Origin of the sequence: Streptomyces hyderabadensis (assembly GCF_020404845.1) — a bacterium.
Taxonomy (GTDB): Bacteria; Actinomycetota; Actinomycetes; order Streptomycetales; family Streptomycetaceae; genus Streptomyces; species Streptomyces hyderabadensis.
This window is the reverse complement of record NZ_JAIOJZ010000038.1, coordinates 13,104-31,762: the sequence shown is the minus strand read 5'-3', so window position 1 is coordinate 31,762 and position 18,659 is coordinate 13,104. Positions and strand designations below refer to the sequence as shown.

General features: G+C 69.6%; 22 protein-coding genes and 3 pseudogenes. 18 read left to right on the top strand and 7 right to left on the bottom strand.

Annotation, left to right across the window (positions count from 1 at the left end):
* Positions 1–56: 56 nt before the first annotated feature.
* Positions 57–461 carry a Dabb family protein gene (locus tag K7854_RS25820; protein ID WP_226028933.1) on the bottom strand — a complete coding sequence of 135 codons (405 nt, stop codon included), beginning with the start codon at positions 459–461 and terminating at the stop codon, positions 57–59.
* Positions 462–555: 94 nt separating this feature from the next.
* On the opposite strand from K7854_RS25820, the gene K7854_RS25815 reads away from it, so the two are divergent.
* Together K7854_RS25815 and K7854_RS25810 are read left to right on the top strand one after the other, a co-directional pair.
* Positions 556–945 carry a Dabb family protein gene (locus tag K7854_RS25815; protein ID WP_226028932.1) on the top strand — a complete coding sequence of 130 codons (390 nt, stop codon included), beginning with the start codon at positions 556–558 and terminating at the stop codon, positions 943–945.
* Between the two features lie 82 nt (positions 946–1,027).
* Complete coding sequence (locus K7854_RS25810; RefSeq protein WP_226028931.1) at positions 1,028–2,074, top strand: NADPH:quinone reductase; 1,047 nt, start codon at positions 1,028–1,030, stop codon at positions 2,072–2,074.
* 188 nt (positions 2,075–2,262) lie between these two features.
* Here the strand turns inward: K7854_RS25810 and K7854_RS25805 are convergent, their stop codons facing one another.
* On the bottom strand, positions 2,263–2,847 hold the full coding sequence (locus tag K7854_RS25805) for a TetR/AcrR family transcriptional regulator (RefSeq protein ID WP_226028930.1): 585 nt from the start codon (positions 2,845–2,847) through the stop codon (positions 2,263–2,265).
* 81 nt (positions 2,848–2,928) lie between these two features.
* Between K7854_RS25805 and K7854_RS25800 the strand changes: the two genes are divergently transcribed.
* The 9 genes from K7854_RS25800 (at position 2,929) to K7854_RS25760 (ending at position 11,943) form a co-directional block, all read left to right on the top strand.
* On the top strand, positions 2,929–4,029 hold the full coding sequence (locus tag K7854_RS25800; protein WP_226028929.1) for an alpha/beta hydrolase family protein: 1,101 nt from the start codon (positions 2,929–2,931) through the stop codon (positions 4,027–4,029).
* 887 nt (positions 4,030–4,916) lie between these two features.
* Positions 4,917–6,326: a CoA transferase gene (locus tag K7854_RS25795; protein ID WP_226028928.1), complete on the top strand. Its 1,410-nt coding sequence runs from the start codon at positions 4,917–4,919 to the stop codon at positions 6,324–6,326.
* Between the two features lie 55 nt (positions 6,327–6,381).
* Positions 6,382–6,798: a Tn3 family transposase gene (locus tag K7854_RS25790; protein WP_308112561.1), complete on the top strand. Its 417-nt coding sequence runs from the start codon at positions 6,382–6,384 to the stop codon at positions 6,796–6,798.
* Between the two features lie 184 nt (positions 6,799–6,982).
* Entirely contained in the window at positions 6,983–7,279 is a 297-nt protein-coding gene (locus K7854_RS25785; protein WP_226028926.1) for a hypothetical protein, read from the top strand.
* A gap of 110 nt (positions 7,280–7,389) precedes the next feature.
* Positions 7,390–7,881 (top strand): DinB family protein, encoded by a 492-nt coding sequence (locus tag K7854_RS25780; RefSeq protein ID WP_226028925.1) that lies wholly within the window; start codon positions 7,390–7,392, stop codon positions 7,879–7,881.
* 100 nt (positions 7,882–7,981) lie between these two features.
* A complete protein-coding gene (locus K7854_RS25775; protein ID WP_226028924.1) occupies positions 7,982–8,329 on the top strand; it encodes a YciI family protein in 348 nt (115 codons plus the stop codon).
* Positions 8,326–9,576, top strand: a complete 1,251-nt coding sequence (locus K7854_RS25770) for an RNA polymerase sigma factor (protein ID WP_226028923.1) — start codon at positions 8,326–8,328, stop codon at positions 9,574–9,576. Before K7854_RS25775 ends, K7854_RS25770 begins: the two co-directional genes overlap by 4 nt.
* Before the next feature lie 610 nt (positions 9,577–10,186).
* A complete protein-coding gene (locus K7854_RS25765; RefSeq protein ID WP_226028922.1) occupies positions 10,187–10,714 on the top strand; it encodes a MarR family winged helix-turn-helix transcriptional regulator in 528 nt (175 codons plus the stop codon).
* Positions 10,711–11,943, top strand: coding sequence for a multidrug effflux MFS transporter (locus K7854_RS25760; RefSeq protein WP_226028921.1), 1,233 nt, complete (start codon positions 10,711–10,713; stop codon positions 11,941–11,943). Before K7854_RS25765 ends, K7854_RS25760 begins: the two co-directional genes overlap by 4 nt.
* 62 nt (positions 11,944–12,005) lie before the next feature.
* Here K7854_RS25760 and K7854_RS25755 read toward each other — a convergent pair whose 3' ends face one another.
* Positions 12,006–12,878, bottom strand: coding sequence for an aldo/keto reductase family oxidoreductase (locus K7854_RS25755; RefSeq protein WP_226028920.1), 873 nt, complete (start codon positions 12,876–12,878; stop codon positions 12,006–12,008).
* 140 nt (positions 12,879–13,018) lie between these two features.
* On the opposite strand from K7854_RS25755, the gene K7854_RS25750 reads away from it, so the two are divergent.
* The gene (locus K7854_RS25750) at positions 13,019–13,456 is read left to right on the top strand and encodes a winged helix-turn-helix transcriptional regulator (protein WP_226028970.1); all 438 of its coding nucleotides are present in this window, start codon (positions 13,019–13,021) and stop codon (positions 13,454–13,456) included.
* Positions 13,457–13,860: 404 nt separating this feature from the next.
* On the opposite strand, the gene K7854_RS25745 is transcribed toward K7854_RS25750, so the two are convergent.
* The 4 genes and pseudogenes from K7854_RS25745 to K7854_RS25730 all read right to left on the bottom strand — a co-directional run bounded on the left by K7854_RS25745 (position 13,861) and on the right by K7854_RS25730 (position 15,740).
* A complete protein-coding gene (locus K7854_RS25745; protein WP_226028919.1) occupies positions 13,861–14,088 on the bottom strand; it encodes an SMI1/KNR4 family protein in 228 nt (75 codons plus the stop codon).
* A 3-nt stretch (positions 14,089–14,091) separates the two neighbouring features.
* Positions 14,092–14,259, bottom strand: a complete 168-nt coding sequence (locus K7854_RS37860; RefSeq protein ID WP_226028918.1) for an HNH/ENDO VII family nuclease — start codon at positions 14,257–14,259, stop codon at positions 14,092–14,094.
* 287 nt (positions 14,260–14,546) lie between these two features.
* Complete coding sequence (locus K7854_RS25735; RefSeq protein ID WP_226028917.1) at positions 14,547–15,017, bottom strand: NUDIX domain-containing protein; 471 nt, start codon at positions 15,015–15,017, stop codon at positions 14,547–14,549.
* 2 nt (positions 15,018–15,019) lie between these two features.
* Positions 15,020–15,740: pseudogene (locus K7854_RS25730) on the bottom strand (XRE family transcriptional regulator).
* 273 nt (positions 15,741–16,013) lie between these two features.
* Between K7854_RS25730 and K7854_RS25725 the strand changes: the two are divergent.
* The 6 genes and pseudogenes from K7854_RS25725 to K7854_RS25705 form a co-directional block, all read left to right on the top strand.
* Positions 16,014–16,265, top strand: coding sequence for a hypothetical protein (locus tag K7854_RS25725; RefSeq protein ID WP_226028916.1), 252 nt, complete (start codon positions 16,014–16,016; stop codon positions 16,263–16,265).
* Positions 16,253–16,498 carry a DUF7848 domain-containing protein gene (locus tag K7854_RS25720; RefSeq protein WP_308112560.1) on the top strand — a complete coding sequence of 82 codons (246 nt, stop codon included), beginning with the start codon at positions 16,253–16,255 and terminating at the stop codon, positions 16,496–16,498. The genes K7854_RS25725 and K7854_RS25720 overlap by 13 nt, the downstream gene beginning before the upstream one ends.
* Before the next feature lie 125 nt (positions 16,499–16,623).
* Positions 16,624–17,004, top strand: a pseudogene (locus K7854_RS37855) (replication initiator); the annotation flags it as partial.
* 212 nt (positions 17,005–17,216) lie between these two features.
* Positions 17,217–17,654 carry a replication initiator gene (locus K7854_RS37850; protein ID WP_372481068.1) on the top strand — a complete coding sequence of 146 codons (438 nt, stop codon included), beginning with the start codon at positions 17,217–17,219 and terminating at the stop codon, positions 17,652–17,654.
* Positions 17,654–17,875: a helix-turn-helix domain-containing protein gene (locus K7854_RS25710; RefSeq protein ID WP_226028914.1), complete on the top strand. Its 222-nt coding sequence runs from the start codon at positions 17,654–17,656 to the stop codon at positions 17,873–17,875. Before K7854_RS37850 ends, K7854_RS25710 begins: the two co-directional genes overlap by 1 nt.
* Positions 17,875–18,601 (top strand): annotated as a pseudogene (locus tag K7854_RS25705) (site-specific integrase); the annotation flags it as partial. The gene K7854_RS25710 and the pseudogene K7854_RS25705, both read left to right, overlap by 1 nt.
* Positions 18,602–18,659: the final 58 nt, after the last annotated feature.

Below are 18,659 nucleotides of genomic sequence, written 5' to 3'. Positions count from 1 at the left end.
GGTCCTGGTGAGCGCATCTGTGACCGAGCGGTCTGTTCCCGCGGCCGTCCCGCAGGTCAGCTCTCGACGCCGCTGCCTGTGTAGGAGCCGATCTGGTCGATCATGTTCTTGAGCGCGGGGTCGCCCGCGTACCGGGTCCGGTGGATCTCCTGGATCCTCTCGCCCACGGCGGGGTCGGGGTCGTCGGTGATGTCGAACGAAGTCATCCGTTCGATCAGGGGCATGCCCACGTCGTCGGTCGCGCGGTGGAGCGGGGCATACATGTACGCGTGGTAGTCGTCGACGCCCTCGAGGACGTAGGTGGCGCCGTAGTCGAACTCGCCCCCGATGTCCTGTCCCACCACGAAGGACCGCACGACGGAAAGCTCACGCCCCAATCGGCGCAGGTGCTCGAGAGTGTCCTCGATCTGGCCGTGATCGGCATCCGGCTTCAGTTTGAACCGGATCGAGTGGTAGATCACCGCGGAGCCTCCCGGACGCCGGTTGACGCAACTCTTCGATGCATTAACCTCGAGGGTAACCCCTCCGCCAGCACAGAACCGCAAGGAGTGGACCGTGATCCATCACGTCATCCGTTTCACCGTCAAACCCGATGTCACCGAGAAGCAACTCGACGAGCTCCTGACCAGCCTGCGTGAGCACGCACAGGAGGTGCCGGCGGTCGAGTCCGTCTTCGTCGGACGCGAACACGGCGGCGACTACACCTGGTCCGCCACCGTCGTGCTCGCCGACCTCGACGCCTACTGGGCCTACCTCACCCACCCGGCTCACCTGTGCACCGACCGTCTCGGCTGGCCGCTACTGGAGACCTTCGCCATGTTCGACGTCGTCGACGACCCGGATCCGGAGATGGGCCCCAGGATCGCCGCCCTGCACCAGCGACGCCTCGACGAGAACCCCGAACTCACCGACGTGATCTCCGACGCGGGCCGGCCCAACGGCTGACACCTCCACGGCCCGACCAGCCACTTCGCCCCCTCCCGCCTGTTGCACGGCGGGTCACAGTCCAGCGACCCGAGGACACCCCGTGAGAGCCATCGCGTACACCCGCTCCGGTCCGCCCGACACCCTCCGGATGATCGAGCGCCCGGTTCCGCGACCAGGGCCCGGTGAGGTGCGTGTCGACGTCCGCGTCTCCGGGGTGAACCCCATCGACGTCAAGCGCCGGGCGTCCGTCGACCCGGAGACGGTCCAAGTACCGCACTACGACGGCGCCGGGGTGATCGACGCGGTCGGCGAGGACGTCGCCACCGACCGCGTGGGGCAGCGGGTGTGGCTGTGGGGCGCCGCTTGGCAACGGGCGGACGGTACCGCGCAGGAGCAGCTCGTCATCCCCGCCGAGCTGGCCGTTGCGCTGCCCGACTCCGCCGGTTTCGCCCACGGTGCCAGCCTGGGCATCCCCGCCCTCACCGCGCACCGCACGCTCACCCTGCACGAAGACGGACCGCGCAGGCTGGGGCCCGGCGCCCTGTCCGGCCGCACCGTTCTGGTCGCCGGCGGGGCCGGCGCCGTCGGACATGCCGCCATTCAGCTCGCCGTCTGGTCCGGCGCCACCGTCGTCGCCACCGTCAGCAGCAGCACCAAGGCCGAACTGGCCACGGCCGCGGGGGCCCACCACGTACTGGACTACCGCACCACTACGCACCTCGCCGACGCCGTCCGGGACCTCGCCCCCTCAGGCGTCGACACCGTCGTGGAGGTGGCCGTGGCGGCCAACGCGGACCTGGACCGGGCAGTGCTCGCGGACAACGGCGTCATCGCCTTCTACGGCGGCACGCCCGCCGACGCGGTCACGGTGCCCGTCCTGGAGTCCACCTCGGCCAACCGCCGCTGGCACGGCGTCTTCCTCTACGGCATCCCGGCCGCGGCCCGCCGCAACGGACTCGCCGCAGTCTTCGACGCACTCGACGCCGGTGCCCTCCCGGTCGGCGCCGAAGCGGGCCTGCCGCTGCACCTCTACCCACTCGACCGCACGGCCGAAGCGCACCAGGCCGTGGAGGACGGCGTCACCGGAAAGGTCCTGGTCGACCTGACCACCGACGCAGCCGACCACCGGGAGGCCCCCGCGTCATGAACACCCTCCTGTGCCGCGCGGGGCTGAACCCTCTGGCCTCGGGTGCGCGGTGAGGAGGCATCCTGAGTGTCAGGGCGTTCCCATGCGCCAGGCATGTACCGAGGCTCCCGGCCGGACCCCACATGCGTGCAGGACGCACTCGACCGGGGCTCTCGACGCCTGGATGGGCAGCTTCTCCGGTGTCCCGGTCAGCCTCGGAGGCCGGTGAGGAGGACGTCGACGACTTTGGCCGTGAAGGCGGAGTCGACGGGCTGACGGGTGAGCAGCGACCGGAAGTGCAGGGGCGCGCCGAGGAGTTCAACGGCGAGCGCGGGATCGGTGTCTTCGGGGAGTTCCCCCCGGGCGACCGCTCGGTCGATCATGACCTGGGCGAGATCGATGCGGGTGTCCCAGAACCGCTGCCGGTTCTCGGCGAGGGCGGCGTCGTCGTGGGTGGCCGACATGGCGCGGGTGAGCGCTGTGCCCAGAGGGGTGGCCAGATAGGCGGCCAGCGAGTCGGCGAAGGCGATGAGGTCACCGCGCAGGGTTCCGGTGTCGGGGACGGGCAGCAGCTCTTGACTGTGGGCCAGGAGCGCGTCGGTGACGAGCTGCTCGCGGCCGCCCCACCGCCGGTAGACCGAGGTTTCGTGGACGCCGGCCTGCCGGGCGATTTCGGGGATGCTGACCGCGTCGGCCCCATGCTCGGCCACGGCCTGCAACGTCGCGTCCAGGACCGCCTGTCGGACCCGCGCGGATCGGCCGCCGGTCCTGCGGCGCACGTGTCCCTCACCCATGAACCCACCTTAACGCATGCATCTTGCGTTAAGGATGCCGCCTGGTTACCGTGTCGCTAACGCAGAATCCCTGCGTTAAGAATGAGTGCTCCGGAGGGCGTCATGTCGTACCAGTGGCCACTGGAAGTGGAGGGGCTGTTCACCGAGCGGTACCCGCAGATGGTCAACACCGGGCTGCCGGCCGAGGACGTGGATGTGGTCCGCTCGGCGATCACCGAGATGTGGGCGGATGCGCCCGGCGGGTGGGTGTACGAGTGGTCACGGCTAGCGGAGCGCTACGCCGCCGCCGGGTCGCACGGCCTTGCAGCCCTGGCCTACGGGTGGGCGAAGTTCCCGACCCTCGCGGATGGGGCCAAGCGGACCGCGCTGTCCCACCAGATCCGGCAGTACCAGCTCGCGGCTCCCGGATTCGGGGTGGACTTCCAGCGGAAGATGCTGGATCTGCCCTACCGCGGCGGCACGACGACGCTGCCCGTGCACGTCCTGACGCCGCCCGGTGTCCGGCGAGGGCCGGTGCTGCTGTTCAGCGGAGGTGTCGACGGCTGGAAGATGGACCTGCACTCGTTGATGACGGGGCTCATTCACCACCTCCACATGCCGTTGATGGCCTTCGACATCCCGGGGACCGGCGAGTCCCGGGTACCGATGAGTCCGGACGGCTCCGAGATCGTCCGTGGCCTGATCGCTCACGCCCGGACACTGGGCAACGGCGTAGTGGTGCACATGGGCGTCTCGATGGGCGGCCACTACTCGGCCCGCACCGGCCTGGCCGGTGATCCCGACGCGGCCATCGTGCTCGGCGCACCCGTCGAGGAGGCGTTCGCGGCCCGCCAGGTCCGGTTCGGCATGGACGGCATCATCGGCAACGCCCTGGGCTACGACCGACACCCGTCGCTGGAAGAACTGGCCTCGGCGCTGGAGGCGTTCTCCCTGCGTCCGCTGCTCGATCTGGACCGTCAGACGCCGATGCTCGTCATCAACGGCGCCGACGACGTCCACGTCCCGCAGGCCGACACCCTGATCTTCCAAGGCCGCCGCGACACCGAGGTCCACCTCCTGCCCGACACCGGGCACTGCGCGATCACCAAGCTCCCCGAAGTCCTCCAGATCATCTCCGCATGGCTGCCGCGCGCCCTCGACGGGGCCGCGGTGGACGGCGCTGCGACAGGGCAGTCCCGGTGAGCTGCTTCAGTGTTGCCGCAGGACCTCAGGCTCGCGCCGCCGCGGTCAGCCGGCAGGGCGTCGGGGCGTCGGGGCGTCGGCGGGTTCTGCCGACCTGGCCCGCGATGGCAGGAATCTCGTCGCCCGGGGCTTCCGCCGGTCAGCGACACCGCGAGCGGGATGCTCTGGATGTCCCTGATGCGACGTCCTATGGGGTCAAACGGTCAAGCTGCGGCAGTGGAGTTGTGCTTGCTGCCCGGCCGTGTTCGCTCGGCCTGGCCGGGCTCGCTCGAAGGAACTTGCTCACCGGAAGGGGGGCGAAGGGACAACGGGCACCTCGACACCTGCGCATGCGTACTCATAACCGGCCAACGAGTCGGGTGACGGCCAGCTATGGCCCGCCCGGACGTGCACGACCGGGGCAAGGTCGCCGACTTCCTCTGTACCGCGAGTGGACGAGATCGAGCGGGCGGCGCTCCATTAGGGCGTGATTGTACGGCGCGGCCAGGCTGGCTCAGATACCCCTGATACCGCTGGGCAGTCCGGGCCAGTCTGGTGAGCCGGGGCGCCATCACCCAACGCGTCAGCGGCCCTGCGGGAGCGAGACCCCGGAAACAGTGGACACAGCCTTCGCCGCGTTTAGGCGGGGGCGCCCTGGAGGGTTTTGTACTTCGGGCTCCTGCAGACGCCGAGGAGCTTCGCAATCGACATGCCGGTTTCTCCCGGCGGGCGAGCAGGTGGCGGGCGTGCCGTAGCTGCTCCTTCGTCATCGTCGACGAGCGGCCGTCCGCGGAGGGCTCCGCGGGCGCGGGCGGCGTCTCCGGCCGAATCCCAGTAGTACGTCGGCGAGGGCCTGGGTCCAGGATGCAATCCTTCCCATAGATGACACTCAGTGCCACAGTGTGGGGATGGATTCTCCAATCAACTCGGGAGCCTCGCAGGCTTGGTCGGCACTGGGTGCCGATTCTTCGCTGCTCGACCGGGTCTCCTACGGCGGTCCGTCCGGAGGGCTGCCGGCGCGGCTGCCCGTCATGGAGCTGGCGCGAGCCACCGTCGCGGTGTGTTCGCTCGCGGCCGCCGAGCTCACTTCCGTACGCACGGGGCGCCCCGTGCCCCGTGTGCGGGTCGATGACGAGGCGGTCGCGACGGCGTTCCTCAGCGACCGGCTGATGCGGGCCGACGGGAGAGCGTGGTCGGCCTTCGCTCCGCTGTCCCGGTTCTGGCGGGCGGCCGACGGATGGGTTCGTACGCACGCCAACTACCCGCACAACCGGGCCCGATTGCTCGCTGCTCTCGGGGTGCCGGGGAACGCCGGCGAGGAGGCGGTGGACGCGGTGGACGCGGTGGCCCAGGCCATCGCGGGGCTTACCGCGCTGGAAGTGGAGGAGACCGTGTACGCGGCGGGCGGTTTGGCCGTCGCGGCACGCGGCCCCGAGGACTGGGCCAGGAGCGAGCAGGGGGTCATGGTCGCGGGGCAGCCGCTGCTGACGACGGCGCGCATCGATGATGCCCCGGATCGAATGCTCGATCGAATGCTCGGTGGTGCCGCACTACCGTGCGCGGGGCTGCGCGTCCTGGACCTGACCCGCGTACTGGCCGGACCGGTCGCCACCCGAACGCTCGCGTTGCTCGGCGCTGACGTGCTGCGGATCGACGCCCCGCAGCTGCCGGAGAGTCAGGAGGCCCACAACGACACGGGGATGGGGAAACGCTCGGCCACCCTGGACCTGGGAGAGGACACCGACCGCAGGCTCTTCGAGGAACTGCTCGATGCGGCAGACGTGGTGGTCACCGGTTACCGGCCGGGCGCGCTGGAACGGTTCGGACTGACGCCCGAGGCGCTCGCCGAGCGCCGCCCGGGTCTCGTCATCGCCCAGCTCTCCGCGTGGGGACGTTACGGACCGTGGCGCGAGCGGCGCGGCTTCGACAGCCTGGTCCAGGTGGCCACCGGCATCGCCGAGCTGGAGGGTTCGCCGGACTCGCCCGGTGCGCTGCCCGCTCAGGCGCTCGACCACGGCACCGGCTATCTGCTCGCGGCTGGTGTCCTGCGCGCGCTCACCGAGCAGCACCGCACGGGCGGCACACGGCTGGTCCGCCTGGCGCTGACGCAGACCGCGCACTGGTTGGTCCACGATCTGGCACCCGCTCCGGGCGAGGAAGAGGGCTTCGACGCCGAACACTGGCTGACCGAGACCGACAGTCCCATGGGCCGACTGCGGCACGCGCTGCCGCCGGTGTCGTACGACGGGGGCCCGGTGAACTGGGCACGTCCGCCGGGTCTGTGGGGAACGGATGCCCCGGTCTGGGGCGGCGCCTGACGCACTGCACGGACGCCGAGATCGAGTCGAACCACGTCGACATGCACGGTGCTCCGTGGTCGGGTTCGCCTTCACCGAGCTGCTCAACTTCCGGCTGCTGCCCCGGCTGAAGAACATCGGCAGCATCCGCCTGTACCGCCCGGACGACTCCCCGCCCGGCTGGTCGGCGCTCGGCGGCTCGCTGTCGACCCGGGCCATCAAGTGGGACCTGGTCGCCCAGCAGTACGACCAGATGGTCAAGTACGCCACCGCGCTGCGCCTGGGCACCGCGGAAGCCGAGCAGGTGCTGCGGCGCTTCACCCGCGGCGGCCCCAGCACCCCACCTACCGCCCTCGAAGAGCCGGGGCGTGCGGTCCGCACGATCTCCGCGTGTGACTACCTGGCCAGCCCGGACCTGCGCCGGGATATCCACGGTGGGCTCCAGGTCGGGGAGAACTGGAACTCGGCGAACACCGCTACCAGCGGGCCCTGACCGCGCTCCCCGGCGCGAGCCGGGAGCCGTCCACCGCCGGGCACGCCGTCTTCTGGGACGTCACCGGGAAGATCCTCAAGGAGCATCCGCCCGCAGAGGGGCCCGAGCCGGCGTGCCAGGGCTGCGGGACGCGCTGGCCGTGCGAGATGGCCGAGTCCGCCATGCAGCAGGTCGGGGTGCGCGCGTGAGCGGCAGGTCGGCCGGCCGACTCGCCGTCGTCACGGCGGCCGCCGACGTCGTGGAGGCGGAGCTGGTGGACGACGAGACGGCCGGCGCCTCCGTCGTCGTCCCCACGGGCCGGGACCGGCACCTGTCCCCCGGGACCGTCGCCGCCGTCGAGGCGAGCCGTTCCCCGAGGCCGGAGTCCTGGCCCAGGCACCATGGAGATCCCGGCGTTGGTCGTCGTCCACGACGGGACGGCGGCCGCCGACGCGAGAGCGGCCGCGGGCGCGGGCGGACTCCAGGCCGCATCGATAGGTGAACGTTTTCCGACGGCAGGGAAACGTCGGCTGTCGGATTCCGCGCTGTCCCGTTCGTCGTAGGGACAGTTGGAGGCAGAAAGATCGAGGGTTGCGACAGAAGGGGTCCTGGATGGGGCGGGAAGCCGAGGTACTGCTCGGGCTGCTGGCGGGGCAGCGCGGGCATGTGCTGGGGGTCCTGGAGGGGCTGACGGAGGAGCAGTTGCGCCGCCCGGTGCTGCCTTCCGGCTGGAATTGCCTGGCGCTGGTCAGGCATCTGACGCTGTCCGACGAGCGGTACTGGTTCCGCTGTGTGGTGGGCGGCGAGCCGCGGGACATCCTGCCGGCCGAGCAGGGCGGCGACTGGCGCGTCGGCGCGGACGAGAGCGCCGAGGAGGTCTTCGCGTGCTACCGCGAGGAGATCCGCCGTGCCGATGCCGTCCTCGCGGCGACGGACCTGGACGCGCCGCCCGAGCAGCCGGACCCCGTCTGGGCCCGCTGGGGGACGGACTTCCCCGACGTGCGCTCCGTCGTGGCGCACGTCCTGGTGGAGACCTCCGTGCACGCCGGGCACCTCGACGCGGTGCGCGAGCTGCTGGACGGCCGGCAGTGGGTGGTGCAGTGAGGCAACGATCTTGGAATTGCGCCCGGTGCAGTGTCGGATCCGGGGCCGCCCCGTTCGTCGTATGGTCGTGCACACCGTTGAGCAGGGAGGAACCCCGCGCATGAGGTACATGATGTTCGTCGTCGCCGATCCGGATGCCGAGGCCGAGACCGAGACCGAGACCGGCGGCCTGACCATCGAGGAGTGGGTGGCCGACGTCGACGGCCGCGGCAAGCGGATCGTCGGGGAGCGGCTGCAGCCGCTCAGCGACGCCACGAGGGTACGCGTCAGCCGCGGCCAGGTGCTTGTCACTGACGGCCCGTTCACCGAGTCCAAGGAGTGGATCTGCGGGTTCGACATCCTGGAGTGTGAGGATCTGGACGAGGCCATCGCGATCGCGGCGCGGCACCCGATGGCCCGCGACGGCAAGCTCGAACTGCGGCCGTTCTGGCCGGGCGAGCAGGCGTGACGGCGGCGACGGCGGCGACGGCCAAGGTGGCTGCGGCGGCGGCCTCGGCCGTCGCCGCGGAGCGAGCCAGCATGGTCGCGACGCTCATCCGCCTGACGGGCGACTGGGAGCTGGCCGAGGACTGTGTGCAGGACGCGGTGGAGAAGGCGCTGCGGCACTGGCCCGAGGCCGGCCTGCCGCGCTCCCCCGCGGCCTGGCTGACCACCACGGCCCGCAATCGGGCGCTCGACGTGCTGCGCCGTCGCCGCACGGAGCAGGCCAAGCTGGCCGAGCGGGCGTTGCTGGACGAGACGGCGCAGACCGCTGCGGACTACGACGACCGGCTGAGCCTGATCTTCACCTGCTGCCATCCGGCGCTGCCGCTGGACGGCCGGGTGGCGCTGACCTTGAAGACCGTGGCCGGGCTCAGCACCGCGCAGGTCGCGGACGCCTTCCTGGTCTCCGAGAGCACCATGTCCCAGCGGCTGCTGCGCACCAAGCGCAAGATCAGCCATGCCGCGATCCCCTACCGGGTGCCGCCGGCCGAGTTGCTGGCCGAGCGCACCGACGGGGTACTGGCCGTCCTCTACCTCGTCTTCAATGCCGGCTACGGGCAGCTCGAACGCCTCCTCGCGGACGAGGCGCTGCGCCTGGTGCGGCTGCTGGTCGACCTGATGCCGTCTGCCGACGAGGCACGCGGCCTGCTGGCGCTGATCCTGTTCCAGCAGGCCCGACGCGCCACTCGGTTCGACGCGGCGGGTGATCTGGTGTCCATGGAGGAGCAGGACCGGGCCCGTTGGGATCCGGTGCTGACCGCCGAGGCGCACCGCGAACTGCGCCGGGCGACCCGCTCCGGCCGTCCCCCGGGCCCGTACTGGCTGCAGGCGCGGATCGCGGCCTGCCACGCGTCCGCGCCGTCCGCGCAGGCGACGCCCTGGCATGCGATCGTGCCGCTGTACGACGCGCTGCTCGCCGCCCAGCCCTCCCCGGTGGCGGCGCTCAACCGGGCGGTGGCGGTGGGCTTCCGCGACGGCTTCGCGGCCGGGCTCGACGCGCTCGATGCGCTGGACGCCGACGTGCTGGCCGGCTACCACCTGCTTCCGGCGGCCCGCGCGGACTTCCTGCGCCGGGTCGGCCGCACCGACGCGGCCAGGGCCGCGTACGAGGATGCGCTGCAGCTGGTGGGCGAGGACACACCCGAGGCCCGCTTCCTGCGCCGGCGGCTCGCGTCGCTGCCGGTCAGCAGTGGAGCAGTTCGCCTCAGCTGAGCGACTGGCCAGCCGTGCTGCGGCGGGTGGGGCCGGGTGGGGCGGCTGCCGGTGGAGGGTGCGCAACCCCTGCATCCGAGGGGCTGCGAGGTCAGCGATGCGCTCTGTGGTGGATCGAGAGGTGGTGCGCGGGCGGGGCACGACAGCGGCCGGCACCAGGTCGAGGCGCTTGTCCTTGCCCAGACGGAAGGTGCCGTACGGGTTGACGTTGGACCAGGACACAGCGGTCAGCCCGTGCCGGTCCTCCTCGCTCAGCCACGCCGCGCAGACGGGCTCCGCCAAGCTGCCCGGGCGGGCTCCGCCAGGACCTGCTGCAGCAGCGCGTCGACCCGGCGAGTTGCTTGCTCCCCGGTGTCCGAGCCGGGACTCCCGGGCCATGACGGAGCGGTTCACCGACGCCGACGGGCAGAGCGCATCGCCACGGCGGCCGCGCGCGGCGGACACGGCCCCGCCGAGTGGCTGCGCCCGGTCGCAGGAGCGCGGCCGGACGCCGAGGGCATCGAACTCAGCACAGGGCCCGCCGCAACACGAGATGCCAAGCTGATGCTTATCAATGTTTGGCTGGAAGTGCGACTTCTACGTCGAGTAGCAAAGCTGTAGCTTCGTATCCATGGAAGACGATGTTGAGCTGCAGCGACAGGCCGACCTGAATCTGGCCGAAGCACTGCGGTGGGGCGTGTCGAGGCTCGCGACTCGACTGCGTGCCGAGCAGCCCGGAAGCAGCCGTGCCCTGTCACGCTTGGCCGCCTCGGTGCTGGCCAACCTGCGGCACGGTGAGGCGCTGACCCCCTCGGAACTCGCCGCCATCGAAGGACTGCAGACACAGTCGCTGACCCGCGTGCTCAACGAACTGGAGGAGCAGGGCCGCATCCGTCGCTCGCGCAGCGACGTCGACGCCCGCCGCCAGAACGTCACCATCACCGAAGCAGGACGTGAGGCCCTGCGAGAGCACGTGAGGGACGGCAACCACTGGCTGGCATCGGCACTCCGCCAGCACCTGTCCCCCGCTGAGCGCGCCGTACTGCAGATCGCGGCGGGCCTGCTGGAACAGGTGGCCGCAGCAGAAACGGCCTTGGACAGGCCCACCGGGCGAGCACAAACGCCTGGTCCGGAAGAAGGGGCGGCCGCCGCACTGTGACCACCCGCTCCGCGGCCGCGCCCGACGCAGCCAGCCCGTACGCCATCGCACCGAAGCGTCTTCGCCTGCTTCTGGTGCTGGCCGGACTGAGCGGCGTAAGCCCCCTGGCCACGGACATGTACGTACCCGCGATGCCCGACCTGGCACGCTCCTTGGCAACCGACGCCTCCGGCGCGCAACTGTCCCTGACCAGCTTCCTGGTCGGCATCATCGCCGGGCAACTCGCCCTCGGCCCGCTCAGTGACGCGGTCGGCCGCCGCCCCGTCCTCATCGGCGGGTCTGTCGTGTTCGCCGGCTTCTCCCTCGTGTGCGCTCTGGCGCCCACGGTGGCTGTGCTGAACTCGGCGAGGGTGGGACAGGGCGTCGCGGGGGCCGCCGGGATCGTGGTCTCCCGAGCTGTCGTCACCGATCTCTTCGACGACCGCGAACTCCCCACGGTGTTCTCCCGCCTGGGAGCGATCGGCGCCATGGCCCCGGTACTGGCTCCGCTGGCCGGCGGCGCCCTGCTCCTCCTCGTTCCCTGGCGTTACGTCTTCGTCGTCCTCGCCCTGATGGGCGTACTCCTGGCTGCGGGCGTATGGCGCTGGATCCCGGAGTCCCACCCACCCGAGGCCCGCCTCACCGGCGGCCTGGCGCCCAGCCTTCGCGCCATCGGGGGGACGGCCGCGCAGCCCGCCGTCCTCGCCCCGGTGCTGGCCCTCGCCTGCGGCGGAGCCGCCGTCTTCGCCTACATCGCCGGCACCACCTTCGTCTTCCAGGACATCTACCGCCTCTCCCCAGCCCTCTCCAGCCTGGTCTACGGCGTGAACGCCCTCGGCAACATGGCCGGAAGCCTTGCCTACGGGCACCTGACCAGGCACCGGTCTCCCGAAGCCCTCCTCGTCATCAGCGGCGCCCTGGCTACGGCGGGAGCAGTGGCGCTGCTTCTCCTCCAGACAACTACGGGCAGCAATATGCCTCTGACCTGGCTGTGCCTTCTGATCACCATCAGCGCGTTCGGCCTCTTCTTTCCCGCCGTCATCACCATCGCTCAAAGTCGCGGCCGGGCCGCCCCCGGAGCCACATCCGCACTTCTCGGAGGCGGCCAGTTCCTTCTCGGTGCAGCCGCCTCGCCCGTGGTCGGGCTGTTCGGCACCCAGAGCCCCGCGCCCATGGCAGCCGTGATGGCTGTCTCCCTCACCCTGGGCACCCTGGCAGCGATCGCAACGAAACGGACATACGGCCACTGACGCCAGAACCCCGAGCAGGTGCGGGGGGGGAACAGCGCCAGTGGCGGTCAGCCCTGGGGCATTCAGCGGCTGATGTCGTCCAGCTCGGTCAAGTCCTCATGAGCGAGGGAGAGTCCCGCGCCGGCGATGTTCTGGCGCAGGTGTGCCGTCGACGACGTACCGGGGATGAGCAGGATGTTCGGTGATCGCTGCAGCAGCCAGGCCAGTGCGACGGACATCTGTGTCGCCTCCAGTCGGGCGGCGACCGCCGAGAGCGCCGAGGACTGAAGCGGGGTGAAGCCCCCGAGGGGGAAGAAGGGCACGTACGCCACGCCCTCGGTGGCGAGCCGGTCGATGAGCTTGTCGTCGTGGCGGTGGGCGAGGTTGTACATGTTCTGCACGCACACGATCGGCGCGATGCTCTGTGCCTCGGTGGCCTGCTCCTCGGTGGCGTTGCTGATCCCGAGGTGGCGGATCAGGCCCTGCTGCTGGAGTTCGACGAGCGTCTCGAACGCCTCGGCGAGCGAGCCGGGCCGGGGGCCTTCGGCGTCGCCGAGTCGGAGGTTGACCAGGTCGAGTACGTCGAGGCGCAGGGACTTGAGGTTGTCGTGGACCTGGCGGCGCAGATCTTCGGGTCGGCGGGCTGTGGGCCAGCCGCCCTGTTCGTCGCGGGTCGCACCCACCTTGGTCACGATGTGCAGCGACTCGGGATAGGGGTGCAGTGCCTCGCGGATCAACTCGTTGGTGACGCGCGGCCCGTAGGCGTCGCTGGTGTCGATGTGCGTGATACCGAGGGCGACCGCTTCACGCAGCACGGCCAGGGCACCCTCGCGATCGGCGGGCGGCCCCATGACCCACGGGCCGGCCAGTTGCATGGCGCCGTAGCCGAACCGGGTGACGGTCAGGTCACCCAGAGTCCAGGTGCCGCCGGGAAGAGAGAGGGAGGGTGTGCTCATCTTGTTGCCTTTCGTCGTGCACTTGGGGGTGGCGCCTGCTGGCCCCCTGCATCAGCATTGGAGAGAAACTTCCTGTCGGGAAGTAGGCACTTGGAAGTGCGTAACCCACCCATTGGTGAGAGGTGCGATCAGTGACGACGATGAAGGCGGACCAGAAGAGGGCTCAGGCCAAGGTGGAGTACAACGCGTTCCTGGCAGGGTGCCCCAGCCGGCAGCTGCTCGACCGAATCTCGAACAAGTGGGTCGTCCTGATCCTGTGTGCGCTGGGCGGCGACAGCAGCCCCGGCCAGTCCGGTGCAGCACACGCAGACGCTCCGAAGGCGATGCGTTACTCCGAGATCGCTCGTCTTTTGGCCGGGGTCAGCCAGAAGATGCTGACCCAGACGCTACGGTCGCTGGAGCGCGATGGTCTGCTCACCCGTACCGTGACGCCGACCGTCCCTGTCACCGTCTCCTACGAGCTGACCGACCTCGGCCTCTCGCTCCACCACATGACCCGCGGGCTCAGAAACTGGGCGCAGACACACATGACCGAGGTCCTCGCAAACCGCGAGAACCACGACGCTCGCACCCCATGACGACGTCCAACCGTCCAATGGCTCTGGTGAGCTCAAGCGGTCAGCGCAACACCTGGCCTCAACCGCTCCCGCCTGGCCAGCACAGGTCTCAAGGCTGTTCACGGGTGTGAGTAGTTGGGGTACAAGAAATCCCAGCTTCAGTCGGACTCTCGCCAGCGCGTTACAGCGCGCTGGCACAGCGCGAACACGAAGGACCCGAAATCATCCCCAAGCCTCCCCATGCTCTCGCGGTCCACAACTCCGGGGTTCCAAACGAGGACGGGATACTCACCTTCCTGATTCACTTTAGAAGAATCGAGAACAACAAGTCCACCCATTCCGTCAAACATCGCAACAATCAGATCGGATGGTATTCCGTACAGACTGCGAGCATCAAGGATTTCCGCTACGGAGCCCAATAGTTTCTACCCCATGGCGGGCGTCTGATATACGCCAAGAAATTCTTCACCAGCGATATCCCAGGTTCCGAACTCTTCGATCAGACGGCGGTACGAGGGAGGGAAAGCCAAACCCAGATCATTCTCGGCGGCGGCCATCCTACCTGCGTCACAGCCGTCGGCGTGGTTCGCGATGTCATCATTCCCGCAAATCAGCTCGATCAGTCGCTCACTCGCCTCGACAGCGTTCATCATTCATCAAATCCTGCCGCTCGGTCCTTCCAGTACTGTGAATTCCAGGCGTTGAAGGGTTCCCGAAGTGCATCGAGTGGTCACCTCGGCAATCGGCCCGTCCTGCGTCTGGAGCATGTGATGGAGGTTCATCGGCTTGCCGTCCGGGCCCATCGGGGCGAGTCCCTGCTTCATTCTCTTGAGATTGCTCCGACCGCACTTGTCCGCAGGCAACAAAGCTCGGATTCACCAGATCATCCCGCTGATAAATACGCTGGCCGTTGTAGTCGGTCCGCGACCAGAACTGGCAGTTTGAGTTGTGAACGAGTACCGGTGTCTCGCCCGCCAGCACATAGTACGTGTGCTGCACGAAGCCTTCGACCTGCTTTTTCGCAGGTCAAGTGCGGTTTGCTGGTCCGGTGAAGTGCGTGGACCTCCGTGATTGTGCGGGGTTGTTGCCGTCGCTACTGCCGTCAGACGGTTCAGCCCAGGTACGGCTTCTCGCGCTGTTCCAGGAAGTGCTGGAGCCTGAGTCGTTGGGTGTGGTGCATCGGCAACTGCTCGATCTCGTCCGGCGGCACGAACCGGAGCTCGGTGGACTCGTCGGAAATCTCCGGCCGGCCGCCGGTGATGCGGGCGGTGAAGCAGACGTTGAACTGTCGCCGGACCTCGCCGTCGGCGTAGGCGATGATGTGTTTCGGGTCGGTGTAGGTGCCGACCAGGCCGGTGATCTCCACGTCGAGGCCGGTCTCCTCTTTGACCTCGCGGACGGCCGTGCCTGGCAGGGAGTCGGTGAGGTCCATGCCGCCTCCGGGCAGGGCCCATAGGTCGTTGTCGCGGCGGCGCTGGAGGAGGATGCGCCCGTGGTCGTCCGCGACGACGGCGGAGGCGGCGACGACCATGCTGTTCGGCTTGGGCGCATTCGGGTCGTCGTAGTACTCGGTGCGGGCCACGGTCAGCCTGCCTCTCTTACGGGGGTTGCCGTCGTCCACACGGCGTCGAAGCTCTCGGCATAGGTGTCGAACATGCCACCTGTCTCGTGTCGGCGAAGATGCCACACGGGGGCGGCGTAGGCGTTGACGCCCCCGACATGGGCGTTGACGAGTTGCTGGTCGTCGGAGCGGTAGAGGGAGTTGTAGAGCGTGGTGGCGTGGGTACGGACTTCGATGCCCGGGGTGCTGGCGAGCGGCCTGTAGTGCATGAGTGCGAGGCGGCAGCGGGATTCGATGCCGTGGCCGAATCGCTCCTCTTGGCCGCGGGCTTGGACGGTGTCGCTGTCGGGAGTCCCCGATCGCGATGCGGACGGTGCAGCCTTCGGCGGCGCGTTCGGTGAGGAGTTCGTTCAGCCGCGGGTACGCCTCGTGGAGGAAGACGGCCGCGTAGACGAGGATGTCGATCCGTTCCCGGGCTTGGGCCATCAGGTCGGGTGAACTTCGAGACGGGGATATCGGCCCGCTGTTCGTAGAGCGCCACCAGTTCGGGGCTGATGGCGCGGGCGGGCGGGCCTGGCGAAGCGCCGGCCAGAGAGCGTGCACGTATTCTCCCAGGGCTCGGGCCGCCTGGAGGGCGGTGGCACGACGTGGGATACGCCCGAGGTTCACCCAGCGCTCGACCGACTTGGGGTCGACCTCGACCTGCTGAGCGAGTGCGGCGTACGTCCAGCCTCCCGCCGCCATGACGGCTCGTAGTCTCTCGTTCGACACGAGTCTCCCCCTTCGTCTCAGGGCGGCACCAGGGACGTTCTACACGGTGCAGGACGTCCCGAAGTGGGGTTTGGTGGAGGTTCCTTCGTCCCGCTGACCGGCGTGAGGATCGGTGCCGACCCTGCGGCACCAACAGGCCCAGGGGCACGCATCAACGCCGCCGAGGAGCGTCACCGTGCGAATGAGCGCCACCCCATGTGTTCCCGCCCAGCAACTGGAGGCCCGGTCGCGCCCCGCCTCGCCGGGGTGGTCAAGATGACGGCCCCCACCCCTGATGCCTACGGGCACACCGTCTCGCCCGGTACCGGCGCCCTGATGGTCGACCGGCGGAGCGGCAAGGTGGGCGTGGTGATGGGACATGTGGGGCGGTACGTGCAGCTTCGACCGCCAGGCGGTGGCCTGGAGTGGGACGTGCCGCCCGAGGACATACGTACGCCGACTCCGACGGAGGAGTTAAGCGCGAAGGTAGCCGTGGCCAATCCGAGGTGGGGACGGTGACCCCTCGCTCGGTCCTGCGGTACGAGACCTGGACGCTCCAGCCCGACCGCGAGCCGGACGCGGAGGCGGTCCTGTACGCGAGGCAGTGCGTCGGGGACGGAGAGACCTCACCGTCAAGCGAGGACTTCGCGGAACCGCAGAACTGGGTGCTGCGGCACTGCGGCCAGAGCCCGTCCCACCACACCTACCGGGAGATCATCACCCGGCCCTGGCGGACCTGGCGGCGGACGTGACCTGTCCCGCTCGCTCAGGAGCCGCACCGCGCCGACCTACCCAACTCCCGTCCCTGCCGGGCACGGCCGGTCGAGGCTCCCCCTCCTCGTCAGCCCTGGCAGGGGCGGGCCCTTACGTGCGTGCCATGCCCATGGCCATGAGGTTGCGGCGGCAAGACCGTCCCCGACACCGTCCGCACCCACCCCCGCGTCTTCGCCACCCTCACCCCGCCGTCCTTCGGCCCCGTCCACAACCCACCACCAACGCGAACGGCATCCCCGGGCCCTGCCGCTGCCGCAAGCTCCACGACTCCACGGATCCCCTGATCGGGACGCCGCTGAACCCCGCGGCGTACGACTACGCGGGCGCGGTCCTGTTCAACGCCCACGCCTCCGCCCGGGCCCGCTTCACCACCTACCTGCGCCGGGAGCTCGCCGCCCGGCTCGGCATGACCCAGAAGGCCGCTCACGCGGTCCTGCGGATCTCCTTCGCCAAGGTCGCCGAGTACCAGCAGCGCGGCCTGGTCCACTTCCACGCCGTCATCCGCCTCGATGGCCCGGACGGCACCAGCCAGCCCCCGCCGCCGTGCTCGCCGACGCCGTACGCGCCGCCGCTGCACGGGTCCGCGTCACGGTCGAGTCGGATGCGGTTGGGGAACGCGAACTCGCTTGGGGCTAACAGCTCGATGTACGCGAGATCACAGCCTTCGGCATTGACGTCGAGTTCACCGACCAGGCCGTGGCCAAGTACGCCACCAAGTCCGCCGACGCCTCCGGCGCCCTCGACCGCGCCCTGTTCTGCCGCCCCTGCCAGGGCCGCGGCGCCACCCTCCTGCCCCATGGAACCCCACTCCCCTGCACCGCCTGCGACGGCACCGGACAGGCCCGGCCACTGCCTCGCCTCGCGGTGGCACGCCACGGGCGGCAGATGATCCGCACCTGCTGGGAGCTAGGCAAGCTGCCTGAGTTCGCCAACCTCAAGCTCTGGAAGTGGGCGCACATGCTCGGCTTCCGCGGCCACCTCTCCACCAAGTCCCGCCGCTACTCCACCACCCTCGTCGTCGGCCACTGGGCCTACCTCGGCACCGGCTACAGCCCCGGCGCCACGCTCCTCGGCACCGCCGTCTGGCACCGCAGAGAACTCGCACGGCAGTTCATCGCCGAGGGGGGCTACTGATGACCATGCAGGCACCCACCGCGCACCAAAGGCCGAGCACGCCCGAGGAGCTGCTGACGGTTCCGCAGGTGATGGCCCGACTCCAACTCGGCCGCTCCGCCGTCTACGACCTGCTCCGCACCCGGCAACTCGCCTCGATCACCCTTGGCCGCTCCCGCCGCATCCCCGTCCATGCCCTCACCGACTTCATCCGCACCCGGCTCGAACAGGACGCTGCCTGATGACCACACCCCGCGACAACCCCGCCTCCCGCCGCGTGCGCGCCAACGGCGACGGAACCGTCTACCAGCGCAAGGACGGCCGCTGGGAAGCTGCCGGATACGTCCTCCTCCCCCCGGCAACACCCGCAAGGAAGCCCTGGCCAAGCTCACCGAGAAGATCGCCGACAGCAACCGCGGCCTCCCCACCGCGGCAGCCGACAGCACCGTCGGCGACTACCTCACGTACTAGCTCAACAGCGTCGCCGTCCACCAGCTCCGCGAGAACACCCACACACGCTATGCGGCCCGCATCCGCCTCCATCTCATCCCATGCCTCGGCAAGAAGAAGCTCGCGCGGCTCACGTCCAAGGACGTACGGATCCACCTTGACCGGCTCCGCAGCATCTGCCGGTGCTGCGCCCAGAGCCTCGATACCACCCGCCGCTGCTGCGCGATCGGCGACTGCTGCGAAAAGCGGCTCTCCCCCGCAACCGTGGCCTACGTCCACTCGGTCCTCAAGTCCGCCCTGGAGCACGCCGTCCGGGAGGACGAACTGCCCCGCAACGTCAGACCACCACGCCCCGGCCCAGACGCTTCCAGCCCCTCAGCGCCAGCGAGGCTCGCCAGTTCCTCGACGCGACCTGCGCCGACCGATTCCACACCCTGTACGAACTCGCACTACGTACTGGACTTCGCAAGGGAGAACTTCTGGGCGTCCACTGGGAAGACCTTGACCTCAGCAGCGGCCGCGACTGCCGCCCCGCGAATGCGCTCCGCAGGGCGCGAGCTTCACGATTCCGGGCAG